This is a genomic window from Mycobacterium sp. IDUB_24, from assembly GCF_055419385.1.
Map to the genome: position 1 here is coordinate 1,153,117 of NZ_JBVAXO010000001.1, position 17,002 is coordinate 1,170,118.

Annotated in this window: 16 protein-coding genes; 8 read left to right on the forward strand and 8 right to left on the reverse strand. The window is 65.3% G+C overall.

Translation table 11 applies throughout. The features are described 5' to 3' along the window. Positions 1 to 60 precede the first annotated feature (60 nt). Genes ACZYZF_RS05635 through ACZYZF_RS05645 form a run of 3 tightly spaced genes read left to right on the forward strand, consistent with a single transcriptional unit; the run spans position 61 to position 2,752 of the window. The gene (locus tag ACZYZF_RS05635) at positions 61 to 360 is read left to right on the forward strand and encodes a type VII secretion target (protein WP_463743145.1); all 300 of its coding nucleotides are present in this window, start codon (positions 61 to 63) and stop codon (positions 358 to 360) included. Continuing rightward, positions 357 to 2,195 (forward strand): alpha/beta hydrolase, encoded by a 1,839-nt coding sequence (locus ACZYZF_RS05640; protein WP_463834800.1) that lies wholly within the window; start codon positions 357 to 359, stop codon positions 2,193 to 2,195. Before ACZYZF_RS05635 ends, ACZYZF_RS05640 begins: the two co-directional genes overlap by 4 nt. A 44-nt stretch (positions 2,196 to 2,239) precedes the next feature. Next, the gene (locus tag ACZYZF_RS05645) at positions 2,240 to 2,752 is read left to right on the forward strand and encodes a hypothetical protein (protein WP_463743143.1); all 513 of its coding nucleotides are present in this window, start codon (positions 2,240 to 2,242) and stop codon (positions 2,750 to 2,752) included. 22 nt (positions 2,753 to 2,774) lie between these two features. Here the strand turns inward: ACZYZF_RS05645 and ACZYZF_RS05650 are convergent, their stop codons facing one another. Together ACZYZF_RS05650 and ACZYZF_RS05655 are read right to left on the reverse strand one after the other, a co-directional pair. After that, positions 2,775 to 3,593, reverse strand: coding sequence for a MaoC/PaaZ C-terminal domain-containing protein (locus ACZYZF_RS05650; protein ID WP_463835141.1), 819 nt, complete (start codon positions 3,591 to 3,593; stop codon positions 2,775 to 2,777). 13 nt (positions 3,594 to 3,606) lie between these two features. Next, positions 3,607 to 4,959: a 3-oxoacyl-ACP reductase gene (locus ACZYZF_RS05655; RefSeq protein ID WP_463743142.1), complete on the reverse strand. Its 1,353-nt coding sequence runs from the start codon at positions 4,957 to 4,959 to the stop codon at positions 3,607 to 3,609. Between the two features lie 109 nt (positions 4,960 to 5,068). Here ACZYZF_RS05655 and ACZYZF_RS05660 point away from each other — a divergent pair, with 109 nt between their 5' ends. Together ACZYZF_RS05660 and ACZYZF_RS05665 are read left to right on the forward strand one after the other, a co-directional pair. Further along, on the forward strand, positions 5,069 to 6,370 hold the full coding sequence (locus ACZYZF_RS05660) for an acetyl-CoA C-acetyltransferase (protein ID WP_463835142.1): 1,302 nt from the start codon (positions 5,069 to 5,071) through the stop codon (positions 6,368 to 6,370). Between the two features lie 370 nt (positions 6,371 to 6,740). Beyond that, entirely contained in the window at positions 6,741 to 7,652 is a 912-nt protein-coding gene (locus tag ACZYZF_RS05665; RefSeq protein ID WP_463743141.1) for a TIGR03564 family F420-dependent LLM class oxidoreductase, read from the forward strand. Positions 7,653 to 7,708: 56 nt separating this feature from the next. On the opposite strand, the gene ACZYZF_RS05670 is transcribed toward ACZYZF_RS05665, so the two are convergent. Both ACZYZF_RS05670 and ACZYZF_RS05675 read right to left on the reverse strand, forming a co-directional pair. Further along, on the reverse strand, positions 7,709 to 10,606 hold the full coding sequence (locus tag ACZYZF_RS05670) for an MMPL/RND family transporter (RefSeq protein ID WP_463743140.1): 2,898 nt from the start codon (positions 10,604 to 10,606) through the stop codon (positions 7,709 to 7,711). Next, positions 10,603 to 11,049: an MmpS family transport accessory protein gene (locus tag ACZYZF_RS05675; RefSeq protein ID WP_463743139.1), complete on the reverse strand. Its 447-nt coding sequence runs from the start codon at positions 11,047 to 11,049 to the stop codon at positions 10,603 to 10,605. Before ACZYZF_RS05675 ends, ACZYZF_RS05670 begins: the two co-directional genes overlap by 4 nt. A gap of 151 nt (positions 11,050 to 11,200) precedes the next feature. Here ACZYZF_RS05675 and ACZYZF_RS05680 point away from each other — a divergent pair, with 151 nt between their 5' ends. Continuing rightward, on the forward strand, positions 11,201 to 11,812 hold the full coding sequence (locus ACZYZF_RS05680; protein ID WP_463834801.1) for a TetR/AcrR family transcriptional regulator: 612 nt from the start codon (positions 11,201 to 11,203) through the stop codon (positions 11,810 to 11,812). A gap of 16 nt (positions 11,813 to 11,828) precedes the next feature. Here ACZYZF_RS05680 and ACZYZF_RS05685 read toward each other — a convergent pair whose 3' ends face one another. Beyond that, entirely contained in the window at positions 11,829 to 12,122 is a 294-nt protein-coding gene (locus tag ACZYZF_RS05685) for a DUF3618 domain-containing protein (RefSeq protein WP_463834802.1), read from the reverse strand. Further along, positions 12,109 to 12,519, reverse strand: a complete 411-nt coding sequence (locus ACZYZF_RS05690) for a phage holin family protein (RefSeq protein ID WP_463834804.1) — start codon at positions 12,517 to 12,519, stop codon at positions 12,109 to 12,111. Before ACZYZF_RS05690 ends, ACZYZF_RS05685 begins: the two co-directional genes overlap by 14 nt. A gap of 168 nt (positions 12,520 to 12,687) precedes the next feature. On the opposite strand from ACZYZF_RS05690, the gene ACZYZF_RS05695 reads away from it, so the two are divergent. After that, complete coding sequence (locus ACZYZF_RS05695) at positions 12,688 to 12,960, forward strand: DUF4235 domain-containing protein (RefSeq protein WP_463743135.1); 273 nt, start codon at positions 12,688 to 12,690, stop codon at positions 12,958 to 12,960. A gap of 76 nt (positions 12,961 to 13,036) precedes the next feature. Here ACZYZF_RS05695 and ACZYZF_RS05700 read toward each other — a convergent pair whose 3' ends face one another. Then, positions 13,037 to 13,669 (reverse strand): DUF1361 domain-containing protein, encoded by a 633-nt coding sequence (locus tag ACZYZF_RS05700; RefSeq protein ID WP_463834805.1) that lies wholly within the window; start codon positions 13,667 to 13,669, stop codon positions 13,037 to 13,039. 125 nt (positions 13,670 to 13,794) lie between these two features. Further along, complete coding sequence (locus ACZYZF_RS05705; RefSeq protein WP_463743133.1) at positions 13,795 to 15,630, reverse strand: acyl-CoA dehydrogenase; 1,836 nt, start codon at positions 15,628 to 15,630, stop codon at positions 13,795 to 13,797. Between the two features lie 235 nt (positions 15,631 to 15,865). Here ACZYZF_RS05705 and ACZYZF_RS05710 point away from each other — a divergent pair, with 235 nt between their 5' ends. Beyond that, on the forward strand, positions 15,866 to 16,945 hold the full coding sequence (locus tag ACZYZF_RS05710; RefSeq protein ID WP_463743132.1) for an NAD(P)H-dependent amine dehydrogenase family protein: 1,080 nt from the start codon (positions 15,866 to 15,868) through the stop codon (positions 16,943 to 16,945). Positions 16,946 to 17,002 lie beyond the last annotated feature (57 nt).

Here is a 17,002-nt window from a genome sequence, read left to right on the forward strand (position 1 = left end):
CTGGGCGTCCGTCCAAAAATGATGTCTGAACCGTCGTGGTGGTGGCCTTAGCCTTGAAAGGTGACGCCAACTCTGCGAGTGAACGCTCTCACGTTGCGCGACGTTGCCGCGACGGAGAAGTCGGTGGCTACGGCTACGTCAAACACCGGAGCCGCTGGAGCGCTGGGTGATGCGGCGGCGGGTATGACGGGTTTGCGCACCGCAGACGGCTGCCGAACCGCCCAGGCGGTGTTGGATGCGGTCAATCAGTCGGTGAGTACGGCGCTGAACGGTCATTCGGAGAAGCTCGAGGCGGCAGCCCGGCAGTATGAGGCCACTGACGTCGCATTCGGTCGTCGATTGCAGCAGTTCAGTCGATGACGGTCACCATCCCGCAGGTGCAGGGCTCGCAACCGGATGCGTTGACCCGCGCCGCCGCTCAGATGGAGGTGGCCGCGGCGGCCTACCAGGCCCAGATCGAGCGGCAGCAGGCGAATCTGGCCAAGCTGAAGTCGGGATGGCAGGGCACGGCTTCGGAAGCGGCAATTGCCGATGGGCAGAAGACCCTTGAGCAGATGCAGCGGGTGCACGAGGCCATGGTTCGGGTGCAAGCTCCTCTGCAGGCCGGCGGCGCGCAGTTGACCCAGATCAAATCGTCGGTGTTGCACACGGTGGCGCAGTTGGAAGGTCAGGGCTGGCAGGTCGCTCCGGATGGCACGGTCTCGGTGCGGCCGGGCAGTGTGCTCGATATCTACGCGCGGCTCAGCCCGGTCAACGCGTTGACGGTCCGCATGCTGGCGGTTCGCCACACCGCCACGGTGAAAAAGTTGCTGGCTCAATTCGACGCGGCCGATCAACATACCGACGAGGCGGTACGGCAGGCGGTGGCCGGCCTGACCAACACCCCGGGCAGCGGGCCCGGCGGCGGCACACCCACCCCTGGGGACAAGGCCGAGCCCCAGATCCCCGACACCAAGGACCCCCACGCGATCCACGATTGGTGGCTCTCCCTGACCCCGGAGCAGAAGGCGCAGATGCTCCGCGATCACCCGGACAAGATCGGCAACCTCAACGGCATCCCGACCGGTGTGCAGAGCGAGGCCAATCTGAGGATCCAGAAACAGGATCTGGCCCGGGTCAACTCCGTTGCTGAGTCACATCATGTCAGCGTCGACGAGGTGCGGGCGCACCCGGAGAAGTACGGTCTGACCGCCACCGACATCACGCGGTACCACAATGCGGTCGAGGTGCAGAAGGCACTCGATCGCTATGGCCGTGACGCCAACATCCCCGGGACCAGGAAGCACCCGCCGATCTTTTTGAAGAAGTACGACCCGGAGGCGTTCGGCGGCAAGGGTGCGGCGGCGATCGCGATCGGTAACCCTGACACCGCAAACAACACCACGGTGAAGGTCTCCGGTCTCACCACCTCGGTGAAGGGCGGATCGTTGGACAACCCGGATCCGGTCAACCTCTACAACGAGACCAGCAAGGCCGACCCGGACAAGTCGAACGCGGTGGTGATGTGGATGGGGTATGACGCGCCCGATGACCAGGCGGTCGCGGTGCCGAATATGGCGCGCCACGGTGCTGAACTGTTGGCCGCCGACGTCAATGCTCTGGATGCTACCCACTTGGGCTCCAGCCACCTGACGGTGATCGGCCATTCTTATGGCTCGACCACGGTGGCCGATGCGGCGGCCGGGTACGGTATGCGCGCCGATGACATCGTGCTGATCGGTAGCCCCGGCACCGACATGGCGAAGTCCGCTGCCGATTTCCACCTGCCCCCGAACGGACACCTGTATGTCGGAGCCGCCAGCACCGACCCGGTTACCTACTTCGGCCGGGAACACATGAGTGGGCCCGGTCTGGGTCTGGGTTCGGATCCGTCGATCGATGGGTACGGTTCGACTCGCTTCGACGCCGAATCGTCATTGCGTGATTACCGCACGGATCACAGCAGATACTTTGAGCAGGGCTCGGAGTCGTTGTACAACATGGCCGACATCGCCTCGGGTCACGGTGATCGGCTGCAACAGAATGGGATGACCGCCGAGCATCGTTCGGATCACTGGTATGCCAAAGTTCCGGTGGTAATACCAACCCCGCTGGGCCCCATCCCGGTGCCCGGCACATCGATCACGATTCCGGGTGTCGACCAGGCCTTCGACCCGGAGGCGGATCGGCGCGCTCGGGACAGCCACCGCCATTAGAACCAGAGGCAGGAGTATGACGATTGGGAACATGGTGGAGACACGTGATCGGTGCGATCGCGCTAGTGACGCTGGCCAGTGTGATTGTCGGGTGCGGCGGTGGTGAGGCAGTGACAGAACCGATGACACCGCAACAGGCCCGCGCACAGGTGATCGACGCCGGAAAAGAACTGGTCCGGGATTTGGGGTTGCGGGGCAACCTGGTGGAGACGGTGTTCACCTACGAATCCTGCACCGACGACAACAAGGGCCCGTTCAGAGGCAAGCTTGCGATGGTCTTCTGGATGCCTGGCGCGGACCGGTCCGCTGCGGTGGACCCAGCGACGCTCATTACCCCGCTGCAGCAACACGGATGGCAGGGCGACCCTGACTTCCACTCACACAGCAGCGCGACGTTGACGAAGAACGACGTGAAAGCGGAGGTGGACTTCATGTACGTCGTGCCACTGGACTCCCACGCGCGCGTCACGCTCTACGGCCAATGCCGGGATACCTATGACCACTCGAAGGATCCGTTCGATCGCGGCGACGTGACGGCTGAGTTGGAATCGCAATAGCCTCTGGCTACTTCGACCGCGCTCAGCGCAGCGGGCTGACCGTCGCCGTCAGGTGCGGGTAACCCTTCTTCAGGTTGCGCAGGGTCAGCTCCCAGCCGTCGGCGTCGCGCTCGACGTAGAGCCCGGCCTTCGCCGGGAGCACCACGGGCTTGGCGAACCGCACCGAGTACTTGACCGCATCGGGGAGCTGCCCCTCGATGTTGGCCAAAACTGCTGCAGCGCTGAACATTCCATGCGCGATCACGGTGGGGAAGCCGAACAGCTTGGCGGCCAGCCCGTTGGTGTGGATGGGGTTGTGGTCCCCGCCGATCGACGCGTAGTTCCTGATCTGGCCCGGGGTGATGTTCAGAACGGCGTTGGGCGGCGGCAGCTTCGGCTGCTTCTGTGGTTCCGGCTTGGGCTCACCGGACAGGCTGGTCTTCTGCTGGTGCAGGAATGTCGTCACCTGGTGCCACGCCGTGTCGTTGCCGACCTTCAGCTCCGTGACGATGTCCACCAGCAGGCCCTTGCGGTGCTCGCGCAGGTTCGCCGCGTGCACCGCCGCGCTGACGGTGTCGGTCACCTTGATCGGGCGGTACTGGGTGATGTGGTTCTCCAGATGCACCGAACCCATTGCGGCGAAGGGGAAATCGAATCCGGTGACCAGCGACATCACCGTCGGGAAGGTCAGCGCGAACGGGTAGGTCAGCGGCAGGGTGTCACCGAACCGCAGCCCGGTCACCTGGGCGTATGCGGCGACGTTGGCCGGGTCGATGGGCAGGTTGTCGACCGTGACGGTGCGGGCCGGCAGGGCGTCGTCGCGCGGTATGAACGGCAACGCCCCGACGACGGCACGGAGCATGTTGTTCACGTGCTCACGCCCCCAACATGGCCTGGCCGCAGACCCGGATGGTGTTGCCGGTGACCGCATTCGACGCCGGGCTGGCGAAGTAGGCGATCAGTTCGGCCACATCCACCGGCTTGCCGCCCTGGAACAGCGAGTTCAGCCGGCGGCCCACCTCGCGGGTGGCCAGTGGGATCGCGTCGGTCATCTTGGTCTCGATGAAGCCGGGGGCCACGGCGTTGATGGTGATGTTTTTCGGCGCCAGCACCGGGGCCAGCGCCTCGGCCAGCCCGATCATGCCGGCCTTGGTGGTGGCGTAGTTGGTCTGTCCGCGGTTGCCGGCGATGCCGGCCATCGACGACAGTCCGATCACCCGGCCGCCCTCGCCCAGCACTCCGGCCTCCACCAAACCTTCGGTGAGCCGTTGCGGGGCAAGGAGGTTCACCGCGGTCACGGAATCCCAGCGGCTCTCGTCCATGTTGGCCAGCAGCTTGTCGCGGGTGATACCGGCGTTGTTCACCAGCACATCGACCTTGCCGCCGTGCTGTGCGGTGACATGCGCGACGATCTGCTCGACTGCATCGTCGGCGGTGACGTCGAGCGTCAGTGCGCTGCCACCGACCTTCTCGGCGACCTTGCCGAGATCCTCGGCGGCCTGGGGCACGTCGACGGCCACCACGGTGGCGCCGTCCCGCGCGAACACCTCCGCGATCGTCGCGCCGATCCCGCGGGCCGCACCGGTCACCACGGCCACCTTGCCGGCCAGCGGCTTGTCCCAATCCGCCGGCGGCGTCGAGTCGGCGGCACCGACCCGGTAGACCTGCCCGTCGACGTAGGCCGATTTGGCCGAGAGGATGAAGCGCAGGGTTGACTCCAGGCCGGTCGCGCCGGGCTTGGCGTCGGCGGCCAGGTACACGAGCGACGCCGTGGCGCCGCGCTGCAGCTCCTTGCCCAGCGAGCGGGTGAAGCCTTCCAGGGCGCGCTGCGCGATCTGGGCGTGGACGCTGCCGGCCTGCTCGGGTGTGGTGCCGATGACGACCACACGTGCGCACGACGCGAGGTTGCGCAGAACCGGCGTGAAGAACTGGTAGAGCTCCTTGAGCCCGGCGGCGTCGGCTATGCCGGTGGCGTCGAGCACCACACCGCCGAACGAATCGGCCCAGCGGCCGCCGATGTTGTTGGAGACGACGTCGTAGTCGTCGGCCAGGGCAGCCCGCAGGGGTTCGACGATGCGTCCCTCCCCGCCGATCAGCAGGGAGCCGGGCAGCGGTGGCTGACCGGGGCGGTAGCGGCGCAGGGTCTCGGGCTGCGGCACGCCCAGCTGTTTGGCCAGGAACGATCCCGGCCCGGAGTTGACCACTTGGGAGAACAGGTCGGAAGCCACTTCAGCTGCCTTTCGCTTCGCAGTACTGCGTTGTCCATACCGAACTTACTCCAGAGTAAGAACAGTGGGTAATATGGCCCCGGACAACCCGACAGTGGAGGGCAAACAGATGGCCAACAACACGACCCGGCGACGCGTTGCCGTTTTGGGTGGCAACAGGATTCCGTTCGCACGGTCCGACGGCGCGTATGCCAACGCCTCCAACCAGGACATGTTCACCGCCGCCCTGGACGGGCTGATCGAGCGATTCGATCTGACCGGTGAACGCCTCGGCGCGGTGATCGGCGGAGCCGTACTCAAGCACAGCCGCGACTTCAACCTCATGCGTGAATGCGTGCTGGGCAGCGCGTTGTCGCCCTACACGCCCGCTTACGACATCCAGCAGGCGTGCGGCACCGGCCTGCAGGCCGCCACCGCGGCCGCCAACGCCATCGCGCTGGGCCAGTACGAATCGGCCGCGGCCGGCGGCGTGGACACCGCCTCGGACGCGCCCATCGCGTTCGGCAACGACCTGCGTCAGGTGCTGCTGGGCCTGCGCCGCGCCGAGTCGAACATCGACCGGCTCAAGCTGGTGGGCAAGCTGCCGGCCGCGCTGGGGGTGGAGATCCCGGTCAACAGCGAGCCCCGCACCGGCATGTCGATGGGGGAGCACGCCGCCGTCACCGCCAAGAAGATGGGCGTCAAGCGCGTCGACCAGGACGAACTGGCCGCTGCCAGCCACCGCAACATGGCCGCCGCCTACGACAGCGGCTTCTTCGACGATCTGGTCTCCCCGTTCCTCGGGCTGTACCGGGACAACAACCTGCGGGCAGATTCCAGCCCGGAGAAACTGGCCAAGCTCAAGCCGGTGTTCGGTGTGAAGGCCGGCGACGCGACCATGACCGCGGGCAACTCGACGCCGCTCACCGACGGTGCCTCCGTGGCCCTGCTGGCCAGCGAGGACTGGGCCGAGGCGCATGGCCACGAGCCGCTGGCCTACTTCGTCGATTCCGAGACCGCCGCCGTCGACTACGTCAACGGACCCGACGGCCTGCTGATGGCACCCACGTACGCGGTGCCCCGGCTGCTCGCCCGCAACGGACTGACGCTGCAGGATTTCGACTTCTACGAGATCCACGAGGCGTTCGCCTCGGTGGTGCTGGCCACGCTGGCGGCCTGGGACTCCGACGAGTACTGCAAGGAGCGGCTGGGGCTGGACAAAGCACTCGGCTCCATCGACCGCTCCAGGCTCAACGTCAACGGCTCCTCGCTGGCGGCGGGCCACCCGTTCGCGGCCACCGGTGGGCGCATCGTCGCCCAGCTGGCCAAGCAGCTGGCGGAGAAGAAGAAGCAGACCGGTCAGCCGGTGCGCGGCCTGATCTCGATTTGTGCGGCGGGTGGGCAGGGCGTCACCGCCATTTTGGAGGCGTAGCTTGCGGAGCCGACAACATCCGAAAAATTTCTTTTGGAGATGTGTAACGGCCGCGGCATAGAGGTCGATACACGGGTAGCTCCGTGTTGCCGTCTGACCCCCCGACCCGACGGCAACACGGGGCGACCTAACTTCCAATTCTCGGCAAAATCGGCCGTACTTTTCTCTGGTTTGAGGGGTACCCGAGGCGTACGATCGAGCCTACGACGGGTTCGGGAGTGACTGATCCAAAGAGTCGGTACAGGGGTGAAAGACCGGCTGCGTGCGACGAATTGAAACGCCCCCAAGTGTCCTCCCGAACCCGCCCTTTTTGTCTTGAGTCCCACCTCTTCTGCTCCCACGGCACCCACTCTCCGCATAGCGTGGTGCCATGCAGATCAGCATCCTCGCCTCACTCAGTGAAACCGCCGGCCGCTCCCCGATCGACGCCACTGTAGAAAATCTCGCGCAACTGCGCGATGAGGGATTCCAGCGGGTCTGGATGACTCAGATGCCCTATGAACCCGACCTCCTGACCGTGCTGGCGGTGGCGTTTCGTGAGGTCGACGGGATCGAGGTGGGCACCGGCGTCATCCCGATCCAGAACCAGCATCCGATGCTGCTGGCCCAGCGCGCGCTCACGCTCAGCCTGATCAGTGGCGGCCGGTTCCTGCTCGGCCTGGGCATGACGCATGCTGCGGTCACCGAGGGCATGTGGGGCATTCCGTGGGACAAGCCGGTGCGTCGGCTCCGCGAGTATCTGGACGGGCTGCAGCCGCTGCTCAACGGTGAACCCGCCGACGCGCCAGGGGAGACGGTCACCACGCGCGGCGCCCTGCAGATCCCCGGCGCTTCGGCGCCCGACGTGTACGTCGCCGCACTGGGGCCGCAACTGCTCAAGCTCGCGGGCCGTCGTACCGCGGGAACCGTCACGTGGATGACGGGCCCGACGACGCTGGCCGAACATGTGGCCCCGACGCTGCGGGAGGCGGCCGGGGACCGTCCGGTTCGCGTTGTCGCAGCACTTCCGGTCAGCGTCACCGACGATGTCGACGGGGCCCGCGCCCAGGCCGCCAAACAGTTCGCGATGTACGGACACCTGCCGTCGTATCGGGCCATGCTCGACCGCGAGGGTTACGCCGGACCCGAGGACGCTGTCATCATCGGTGATGAAAGCACCGTGGCAGAACGTATTCGCTCCCTCGGAGCGGCCGGTGTCGACGAATATGTCGGGGTGGTGTTCGACGCGTCACCCGAAACCCGAGCCCGCACAAGGGCACTGCTGCGCTCGCTCGACAGCTGACGTCGGCAGTTTCCGTCGCGGACTTTTGGTGGAGCTACCCACGGTTCAATCCGTCGTCAGGCCGACGCTTCGGGCTCGGGTTCTGTCTTGAGCAGTTCGCGGACCGAGTTGCGGGAACCGTACGGCCGCAACATCCGGCTGGCCGGCCGGGGCCGCACGATCTGCGGCCACCAGAACCACCGGCCGAGAAGTGCCGCGATGGACGGCGTCATGAACGACCGCACGATCAAGGTGTCGAACAGCAGACCGAGGCCGATAGTGGTGCCGATCTGGCCGAGGACGATGAGATCGCTGAAGATGAACGAGGACATGGTGGCCGCGAACACCAGGCCGGCCGCGGTCACCACCCTGCCGGTTCCGGCCATCGCGCGGATGACGCCGGTTTTGAGCCCGGCCCCGATCTCTTCCTGGAATCGGGATATCAACAGCAGGTTGTAATCGGCGCCAACGGCCAGCAGCAGGATGATGGCGAGTGCCAGCACGATCCAGTACAACTGGATGCCGAAGATGTACTGCCACACCAGGACCGACAGACCGAACGACGCGCCCAGCGACAGCACCACCGTCCCGACGATGACCATTGCGGCAACGATGCTGCGGGTGATGAACATCATGATGAGCAGGATGAGGCTGATCGCCGCCAATGCGGCGATGAGCAGGTCGTATTTGGCCCCGTCCTGAATGTCCTTGTACGCCGAGGCGGTTCCGGCTACGTAGATCTTGGCGTCCGACAGGGGAGTGGCCTTGATCGCGTCGAACGCGGAGTCCTTGAGCGCGTCGATGTGTGAAATGCCCTCGGGCGTGGCGGGAGTGCCCTCATGCGTGATGATCATGCGGGCGGCTTTGCCGTCGGGCGACATGAACAGTTTCAGGCCGCGCTTGAAGTCAGGGTTGTCGAAGGCTTCCGGTGGCAGATAGAACGAGTCGTCGTTCTTGGCGGAGTCGAAGGCCTGGCCCATCGCGGTCGAATTCTCGAGGGCTTCCTGGGACTGCGAGTTGGTCCCGGCCGTGGTGGCGTAATTCGAGAGAGTCAGGTCGCGGTTGCGCTCCTGGATGGCGATCTGCGGCGGCAGCAGCGCCACGAGTTTCGGCTGAAGCGCGTCGAGCTTGTCCAAGCTTGCGGTGATCTGTCCGAACTGGTCGCTGAGCTTGTCGATCCCGTCGAGCGCGTCGAACACCGAGCGCAGTGCCGCGCACATGGGGATGTCGAAACAGTGTGGCTCCCAGTAGAAGTAGTTGCGCAGTGGGCGGAATTGATCGTCGAAATTGGCGATCTTGTCCCGGAGGTCGTTCACGATCGCCACGGTGTCGTGGAAGGCCTGGGTCTGTTCATGGGTGGCGGCAGCACTGGCCTGCTGCAACGTGACCTGCTGCTTGAGGATGTTGATCGTGTTCGACAGCTCGTTGGCCTGCTTGAGCAGATCGGCAGCGCGGTCCTGCTGGTAGCCCAGATTCATGATCTGGCTGGCGCTTTGCGCGCTGATCTGAAATGGGATTGAGCTGTGCTTGATCGGTGTGCCCAGCGGGCGGGTGATCGACTGGACCAGGGCGATACCACGGGTGTGCAGAACGGCTTTGGCCACGCGTTCGAGGACCAGCATGTCCGCGGGGTTGCGCATGTCGTGATCGGTTTCGATCATCAGCAGCTCGGGGTTCAGCCGGGCCTCGGAGAAGTGGCGGGTGGCGGCGGTGTAGCCGATGTTGGCCGGCGCTGATTCCGGTAGGTAGGGGCGACCGTCGTAGCTGGTCTTGTACCCCGGCAGGGCAAGCAGACCGACCAGCGCGATCAGGCACGACACCACCAGGATGGGCCCGGGCCAACGCACGATCGCGGTACCGATGCGGCGCCATCGCGGTGCCCGCGGGTTGCGTTTGGGCTCGAAGAGGCCGAACCGGCTGGCGATGGTCAATACGGCAGGTCCCAGGGTCAGCGCGGCCACCAGCGTCACGAGCACGCCGATGGCAGCGGGTACACCGAGGGTCTGGAAGTAAGGCAGTCGGGTGAAGTACAGGCAGGCCACGGCTCCGGCGATGGTCAGTCCGGAGCCGACGATGACGTGCACGGTGCCGCGAAACATGTCGTGATAGGCGGCTTCTCGGTCCATGCCACGGCTACGGGCCTCGTGATAGCGGCCCACGATGAAGATGCCGTAGTCCGTGCCCGCGGCGATCGCCAACAGCGTCAGCAGATTCGTCGAATATGTCGACAGGCCGATGACCCCGGAATGCGCCAGTGCGGCCACGACACCGCGCGCGGCGGACAGTTCGATGAGGACTGTGACGAGCATGATGAGCATCGTCACGAAGGATCGGTAGACGACCAGCAGCATCACCGCGATCACCAAGAAGGTTAAGAGGGTGACCTTTTCGGTGCCCTCGCTGCCCACCTCGAAGTTGTCGGTGATCAGCGGTGCGGCGCCGGTGACGTAGGCCTTGACCCCCGGCGGTGGCGGGACGCTCGCCACGATCTCGCGGATGGCGTCGACGGACTGGTTGGACAACGCCTCGCCCTGGTTGCCGGCCAGATACACCTGCACCAGAGCGGCTTTGCCGTCCTTGCTCTGCGAACCGCCCGCGGTGAGCGGATCCCCCCAGAAGTCCTGAATGTGCTCGACGTGCTTGGTGTCCTCGGCCAGTCGCTTCACCAGGGTGTCGTAGAAGCGGTGGGCGTCGTCGCCGAGTGGCTTGTCGCCTTCGAGCACGACCATGGCCGCGCTGTCGGAGTTGAACTCGTCGAATACCTGACCGATGTGTCGCATCGCCATGGTCGATGGCGCGTCGGGCGCGTTCAGGCCCACGGATCGCGCGGCGCCGACGACCTCCAGTTGTGGCACAAGGATGTTCGTCAAGGCAGCGATCGCAACCCAAACAAGCACGATCGGTACGGCGAGCAGACGAATGGTTCGCGCCGTCCTCGAACCGACAACTTCACCTTCTGTGTGCTGCCCGCTCATGCTGACTTGTCCAAGCAGGCGATGTAGCCGTTCACGTTGTCAGTGGACCTTTCGTCCTTGACCACACCGTTGACGGTGATGCGGCACCCGATGTAGCCGCCGTCGCCCTGTGCCCGCAGATCGGCGAACATCGTCGGGTCATCGGTGACCAGCGTCTGCGACCACGGCAGCGTCACGTCCTCGGCCCGCTGCGGTTGTGCGTCGATGTCCAGGTAGTTGACGGTGGCGACGGAGCCCGGTGATCCGAACACTTCGAAGAGAACCCGTTTCGGGTTGTATCCGGTGTTCTCCAGGGCGTCGGCACTGGGACGTGACACCTCGTTGTCCGAACCGAATATGCCGTGTAGCCGGCTGACGGCGAAGGCGACGACCGCGACCACGAGCACGGCAACGATCACCGTCCAACGTCGCCGGACCAGGCTTCCTACCGAGATCCCCTGCATCTCAGAGCCTTTCGAGAACAAGCGCAAACTCGCCTTGAAGCGAGAGTCTTCGGCCGTTCCAAGCACCTGAACGGTACCGTACGGTACAGTCCTGAAGAGGGCAAGGCCTACGGACAAGTGGCCATGGCTGCCCGCTACGGAAAGGTCTTCAGTGTCACCCCCTTCCGCCGCCTCCGCGCATGACGTTTCACCGCCGGCTCCGGCGTCGCAGTGGACCGAGCGTGAGTCGGAATTGTTGGCGGTGACCCTGCGCCTGTTGCAGCAGCACGGATACGACCGGCTGACCGTGGAAGCTGTGGCGACCGAAGCGAAGTCGAGCAAGGCCACGATCTACCGCCGGTGGCCGTCGAAGACCGAGCTCGTCCTGGCAGCCTTCATCGAGGGCACCCGGATCCAGCTGGTGCCGCCCCGCACCGGCGCGCTGCGGACCGACCTGCTGAGCATCGGCTCGTCGGTGTGCGCCCAGGCGCGCGAGCACGGCAGCACGATGAGCGCGATCATGTCCGAGGTAGCGCACAGCCCGGAATTGAGTGCGGCCCTGCAGAATCAGTTCGTTCTGCAGCGCAAGATGCTGATGACCGAAGTGCTGACGGATGCGGTCGACCGGGGTGAGATCGACGCCGCGGCGGTGCACAACGAGCTGTGGGACGTGATGCCGGGATATCTGGTGTTCCGGTCCCTGATTCCTGGGCGTCCGCCGACCGAGGCGACGGTCCGGGCACTCGTGGACGACGTCTTGATGCCCAGCCTGACCCGCTTCTGAGCTTGGGCCTGTCTGGTCAGCGGCGCCGCCACCACACCAGCAGGCCGACTGCCGCAAGCACGGCGATCACCGCGACTGCCGACACCGCCGGCTTGGACCTCGCCGTCTCGGTTGCGGCCTGGGCCCGGTCGACCACGGCGTCCTTCGTCGCGGCAGCCTTGTCCTGGGCGCGACCCTTGACGTCGAGCTTGTCCGACAGCGCGGCCACCGTCTCGCCCAGCTCGCCGCGAGTCTTGTCGATGTCGGACTGCAGTTCGTGGATGTCGGCGTCCGGCCCCGGTTCGGGTGGAAGGTGATCAGCGGTTGCCATGTCGTGCCTCCTTGATCTCGTCGAGGTCGTGTTTGACGCTGCCGACTGATTCGGTTGCCGGCGGCGGAACCTTTCGGGCTTGGCTGCGGCTGATCAGAGCGGCCACCCCGGCTCCGAGGAACAACACGGCGGCGACGATGACCGCAGCGGCCCAGACCGGGAGGGCCAGTGCGATTGCCGCCACCGCGGCGGCGACGGCCGTCATGAGGCCCAGCACCGCCAGCAGGCCGGCGGCACTGATCAAACCGGCGCCGAGACCTGCATGGCGGGCGGATTCCTGGAACTCCCGCTGCGCCAACCGCAACTCGTCGCGTACCAGTCGTGTCGTCTGCTCCTGTAATTGTCCGAGGAGCTGAGCCGTGGACGGTTCGTTGATGGTTTTCGATTCGGTCGTCATCGGTGTGCCTTTCACCAGGCGTACTTCTTCTCTGAAGAGCAGTGCCCGACGCACGGGCGGGCAAAACCTCGAACCGGCAGCTGCGCCGTTAAAACTGTCGGGTTCGGGGTATCCGCACTGTCAGCCCGAAAGCTGATCTTTCAGGCTGTTGCCGATACGAGGAGAATCGTGAGCCGACTCTCGAAAATGCTGTACATGCCGCTGTCGATGGCGACGAGTGTGGGCGGAGGCCTGTTGGCCGGCGCGTTGTTCACCCAGATCTGGAAGCGCATCGATCAGCCGAATCTGGAACCGCCCGACCCCAAGGATCTCGAACGGTCCACCGCCAAAGCGCTGACGGCAGCGGCTCTCCAGGGCTTGGTGTTCGGCTTGGTTCGCGCCGCCGTCGACCGGGCGGGGGCCAAGAGCTACCGGGCGCTGGCTCATGAATCGCCGGTCTGAGGTGGACGCGGCTATCCGGCCGGATGGCCGACGGTCTTCCCTGGTCGAATGCCTCCGGCATGGAATGCGACGTGTGTCAACGCAATCCGCGCAACGCCCAGATTGTCAGGTAGGCCAGCCCGAAGAACGCTGCAACGGCTATCGCCACGCCCGTCGACTGCACGTAGGACAGCGGTGAGCGCATCCAGTCGAACGTCGCCGCGACCACCGCATCGGGCCGGGTCACCAGGTCCCAGGAGTTCCATCGTTGGAAGCGGCCGATGACGACACCGACGGCGCAGGCCCCAACGGAGAGCACGACGGCCAGCCAGCCCCAGAACGAGCCGAATTCGTCGTCCAGGCGTTGATGCACCAGCAGCAGCGACACCACGCCCAGCAGGATCCCGGTCCACGCGGCGAACCCGTACTGCAGCACGTGGCGCCACAGCTCGTATCCCTCGCCGAGGTGGACCAGATCGGTCACCAGATACGGGGCGTTCGGCAGGAACGCCAACCAGCCCAGTCCCAGTGGCAGCAGCCACAGCCGGCGCTCGACAAGATCGAAGGCGATCGCGAAGACCATCGGGATCCACGCCAGCACCAGGTTCCACACCAGGAACTTGGTCGGGTACGACATCGGTGCGGCCGGATCGGTGATCCCGAGAGCGAGGGTCAGCGCCGTCGTCGCCATCAGCGACATGACGAGCAAGATGCCGCGGGCTTCAGTCATGGGTCCAGCTTGCCTGTCTCCCACCGAGTCCCGACGAGCAGTGCCCCGGAGGCGGGAGGTGCCCCCAGCAAAAACCCCCAATTCCGTGAGGAAAAGGGGGTTTCTGCGTCTCTTGGCGGAGCTTCTTAGAACGCAGCCTCGTCGAGCTCCATCACCTCATTGTCGATGGTCTCGAGGACCTGACGGGTGCTGGTCAGCAGCGGCAGCATGTTCTTGGCGAAGAACGATGCAGCGGCGATCTTGCCGTCCAGGAAGGTGCGCTCGTCACCGGAGGCGCCGGCGTCGAGCTTCTCGATTGCGACTGCGGCCTGACGCAGCAGCAGCCAACCGAGCAGCAGGTCGCCGACCGACAGCAGGAAGCGGACCGAACCGAGACCCACCTTGTAGATGCTGGCGGCATCCTCCTGTGCGGCCATCAGGTAACCGGTGAGAGTGGCAGCCATGCCCTGGACATCGGTGAGCGCGGTGCCGAGCAGCTCACGCTCGGTCTTGAGCCGACCGTTGCCCGACTCGTTCTTGATGAACTGCTCGATCTCGCCGGCCACGAACGCCAGCGCCTGACCCTTGTCGCGGACGATCTTGCGGAAGAAGAAGTCCTGCGCCTGGATGGCGGTGGTGCCTTCGTACAGCGAGTCGATCTTCGCGTCGCGGATGTACTGCTCGATCGGGTAGTCCTGCAGGAAGCCGGACCCACCCAGGGTCTGCAGGCTCTCGGTGAGCTTGGCGTAGGCCTGCTCCGAGCCGAAGCCCTTGACCACCGGCAGCAGCAGGTCGTTGACCTTGTGTGCCAGCTCGACGTCCATACCGTGGACCGCCTTGGCGACCTCGGCGTCCTGGAACGTCGCGGTGTAGAGGTACAGCGCCCGCATGCCCTCGGCGTAAGCCTTCTGGGTCATCAGCGAGCGACGGACGTCGGGGTGATGAGTGATGGTGACACGCGGAGCGGTCTTGTCCATCATCTGAGTCAGGTCGGCACCCTGGACACGCTCCTTGGCGTACTCCAGCGCGTTGAGGTAACCGGTCGACAGCGTGGCGATGGCCTTGGTGCCCACCATCATTCGAGCCTGCTCGATGACGTCGAACATCTGCGCGATGCCGTTGTGTACCTCGCCGACCAGCCAGCCCACGGCGGGCTTGCCGTGCTGGCCGAAGGTCAACTCACAGGTGGCCGAAACCTTCAGGCCCATCTTGTGCTCGACGTTGGTCACGTATACGCCGTTGCGCTCGCCCAACTCGCCGGTCTCGAAGTCGAAGTGGAACTTCGGCACGAAGAACAGCGACAGACCCTTGGTGCCCGGGCCGGCGCCCTCGGGGCGGGCCAGCACGAGGTGGAAGATGTTCTCGAACAGGTCATCCGAATCGGCAGAGGTGATGAATCGCTTCACACCGTCGATGTGCCACGATCCGTCTTCCTGCTTGACCGCCTTGGTGCGGCCGGCCCCGACGTCCGAACCCGCGTCGGGCTCGGTGAGCACCATGGTGGAGCCCCAGCCGCGCTCCGCGGCGATGACGGCCCACTTCTTCTGCTCTTCAGTGGCGTTGGTGTAGAAGATCTGCGCGAAAGCGGCACCGCCGGCGTACATCCACACGGCAGGGTTGGCGCCGAGGATGTGCTCGTTGAGGGCCCACAGCAGCGCCTTGGGCGCGGGGACACCGCCGAGCACCTCGTCGAGGCCGACGCGGTCCCAGCCACCCTCGATGGCTGCGCGCACCGACTTCTTGAAGCCCTCGGGCAGCGTCACGGTGTGCGTGTCGGGATCGAAAACGGGGGGATTGCGGTCGCCTTCGGCGAACGATTCCGCGATCGGTCCCTCGGCCAGGCGGGCCATCTCGTTGAGCATCTCGCGGGCGGTGTCGGCGTCCAGATCGCTGTATTCGCCGGCTCCGAGGGCCTTGTCCAGGCCGAAGACGTCGAACAGGTTAAAGACCTGGTCGCGGACATTGCTCTTGTAGTGGCTCACTTTTCCTCCTTGTGGAATGCCACCTGAGGTTGGGTACTCGGGATAAGTTACCCACCAGTAACTGCGGCCAACTATACCGTTCAGTAACTTCAACGCAAAGAGACTCTGAGCAATTTCTGCGGTCTAACCAACCCAGTGGTTGATCGAAGCTTGTACCCGCTGGTCAAAACGGCTCTGGACTGCACGTTCATCACAATGTGACGATCCTCACCAACTTCGCCATTAGGGTGGGCGGATGCGTCGAATCGCGGTGTGGGGTACAGGAAACATGGGTGCGACAGCCATCCGGTCGGCCACGGCATTCCCGGGGCTGGAACTGGCGGCAGTCATCACGTCGTCTGAGGACAAGGCTGGTCGGGACGCTGCGACTTTCGCCAAGCTGGACGCCCCGACGGGCGTCACCGCCACCACCGACGTCGACGCGGCGCTCGCCCGGTGCGACGCGGTCGCCTATATGTCCTCCGGCGATATCCGTCCGGAGGAGGCAATCGCCGAAATCGAGCAATGCCTGCGTGCGGGCAAACAAGTGGTGACGCCGTCGCTGTACTCGCTCTACGACCCGGCGTCGGCCCCCGCCGAGTGGGTCGAACGACTCACCGACGCCGCGACAGCCGGCAACTCCGCACTTCTGGTCAGCGGCGTCGACCCCGGCTGGGGCAATGACGCCCTGGCGGTGATCGCCGCCGGGCTGTGCACCCGGATCCGCACCATCCGGTGCCAGGAGATCTTCGACTACTCCACCTACAACCAGCCGCATTCGGTGCGGGTGCTGTGCGGTTTCGGTGGATCGATGGACGAGACGCCGATGATGTTGCTGCCCTCCATCCCGACCATGGTGTGGGGCGGCAACGTGCGGCTGATCGGCCGAGGGCTCGGCCTGGAGATCGACGACATCACCGAGACCGTCGAACGCTTGCCCCTCACCGAAGCCGTCGACAACGTCATGGGCCGGTTCGAGGCCGGCACCCAGGGAGCGTTCCGGCTTCAGGTCATCGGATGGGCGAACGGTGTCGAGCGGATCGTCATCGAACACATCACCCGCATCGACCCGGCCTGTGCCCCGGACTGGCCACAGCCCGACGAGGGCGTCGGCGACCATCGCGTCATCATCGACGGCGATCCGCAACTGACCATGGTGGTCCGCGCCGATGTGCCGGGCGGGACTCGCGCGGATGGCGGCAACACCACTGCGGCCAACCGCCTGCTCGGTGCGATCGATTGGCTGGCCACCCAGAAACCCGGCATCTACGACGGCCTCGACGTGCCGTTGCACCCACCGCTGCCTGCCGAGGTCGAGGCCACTCGCTGGGTCTAGACCCCGCGAGTTTTCTCCGCGAGCAGACGCAAAACTGCCCCTTTTCGTGTGAAAAGG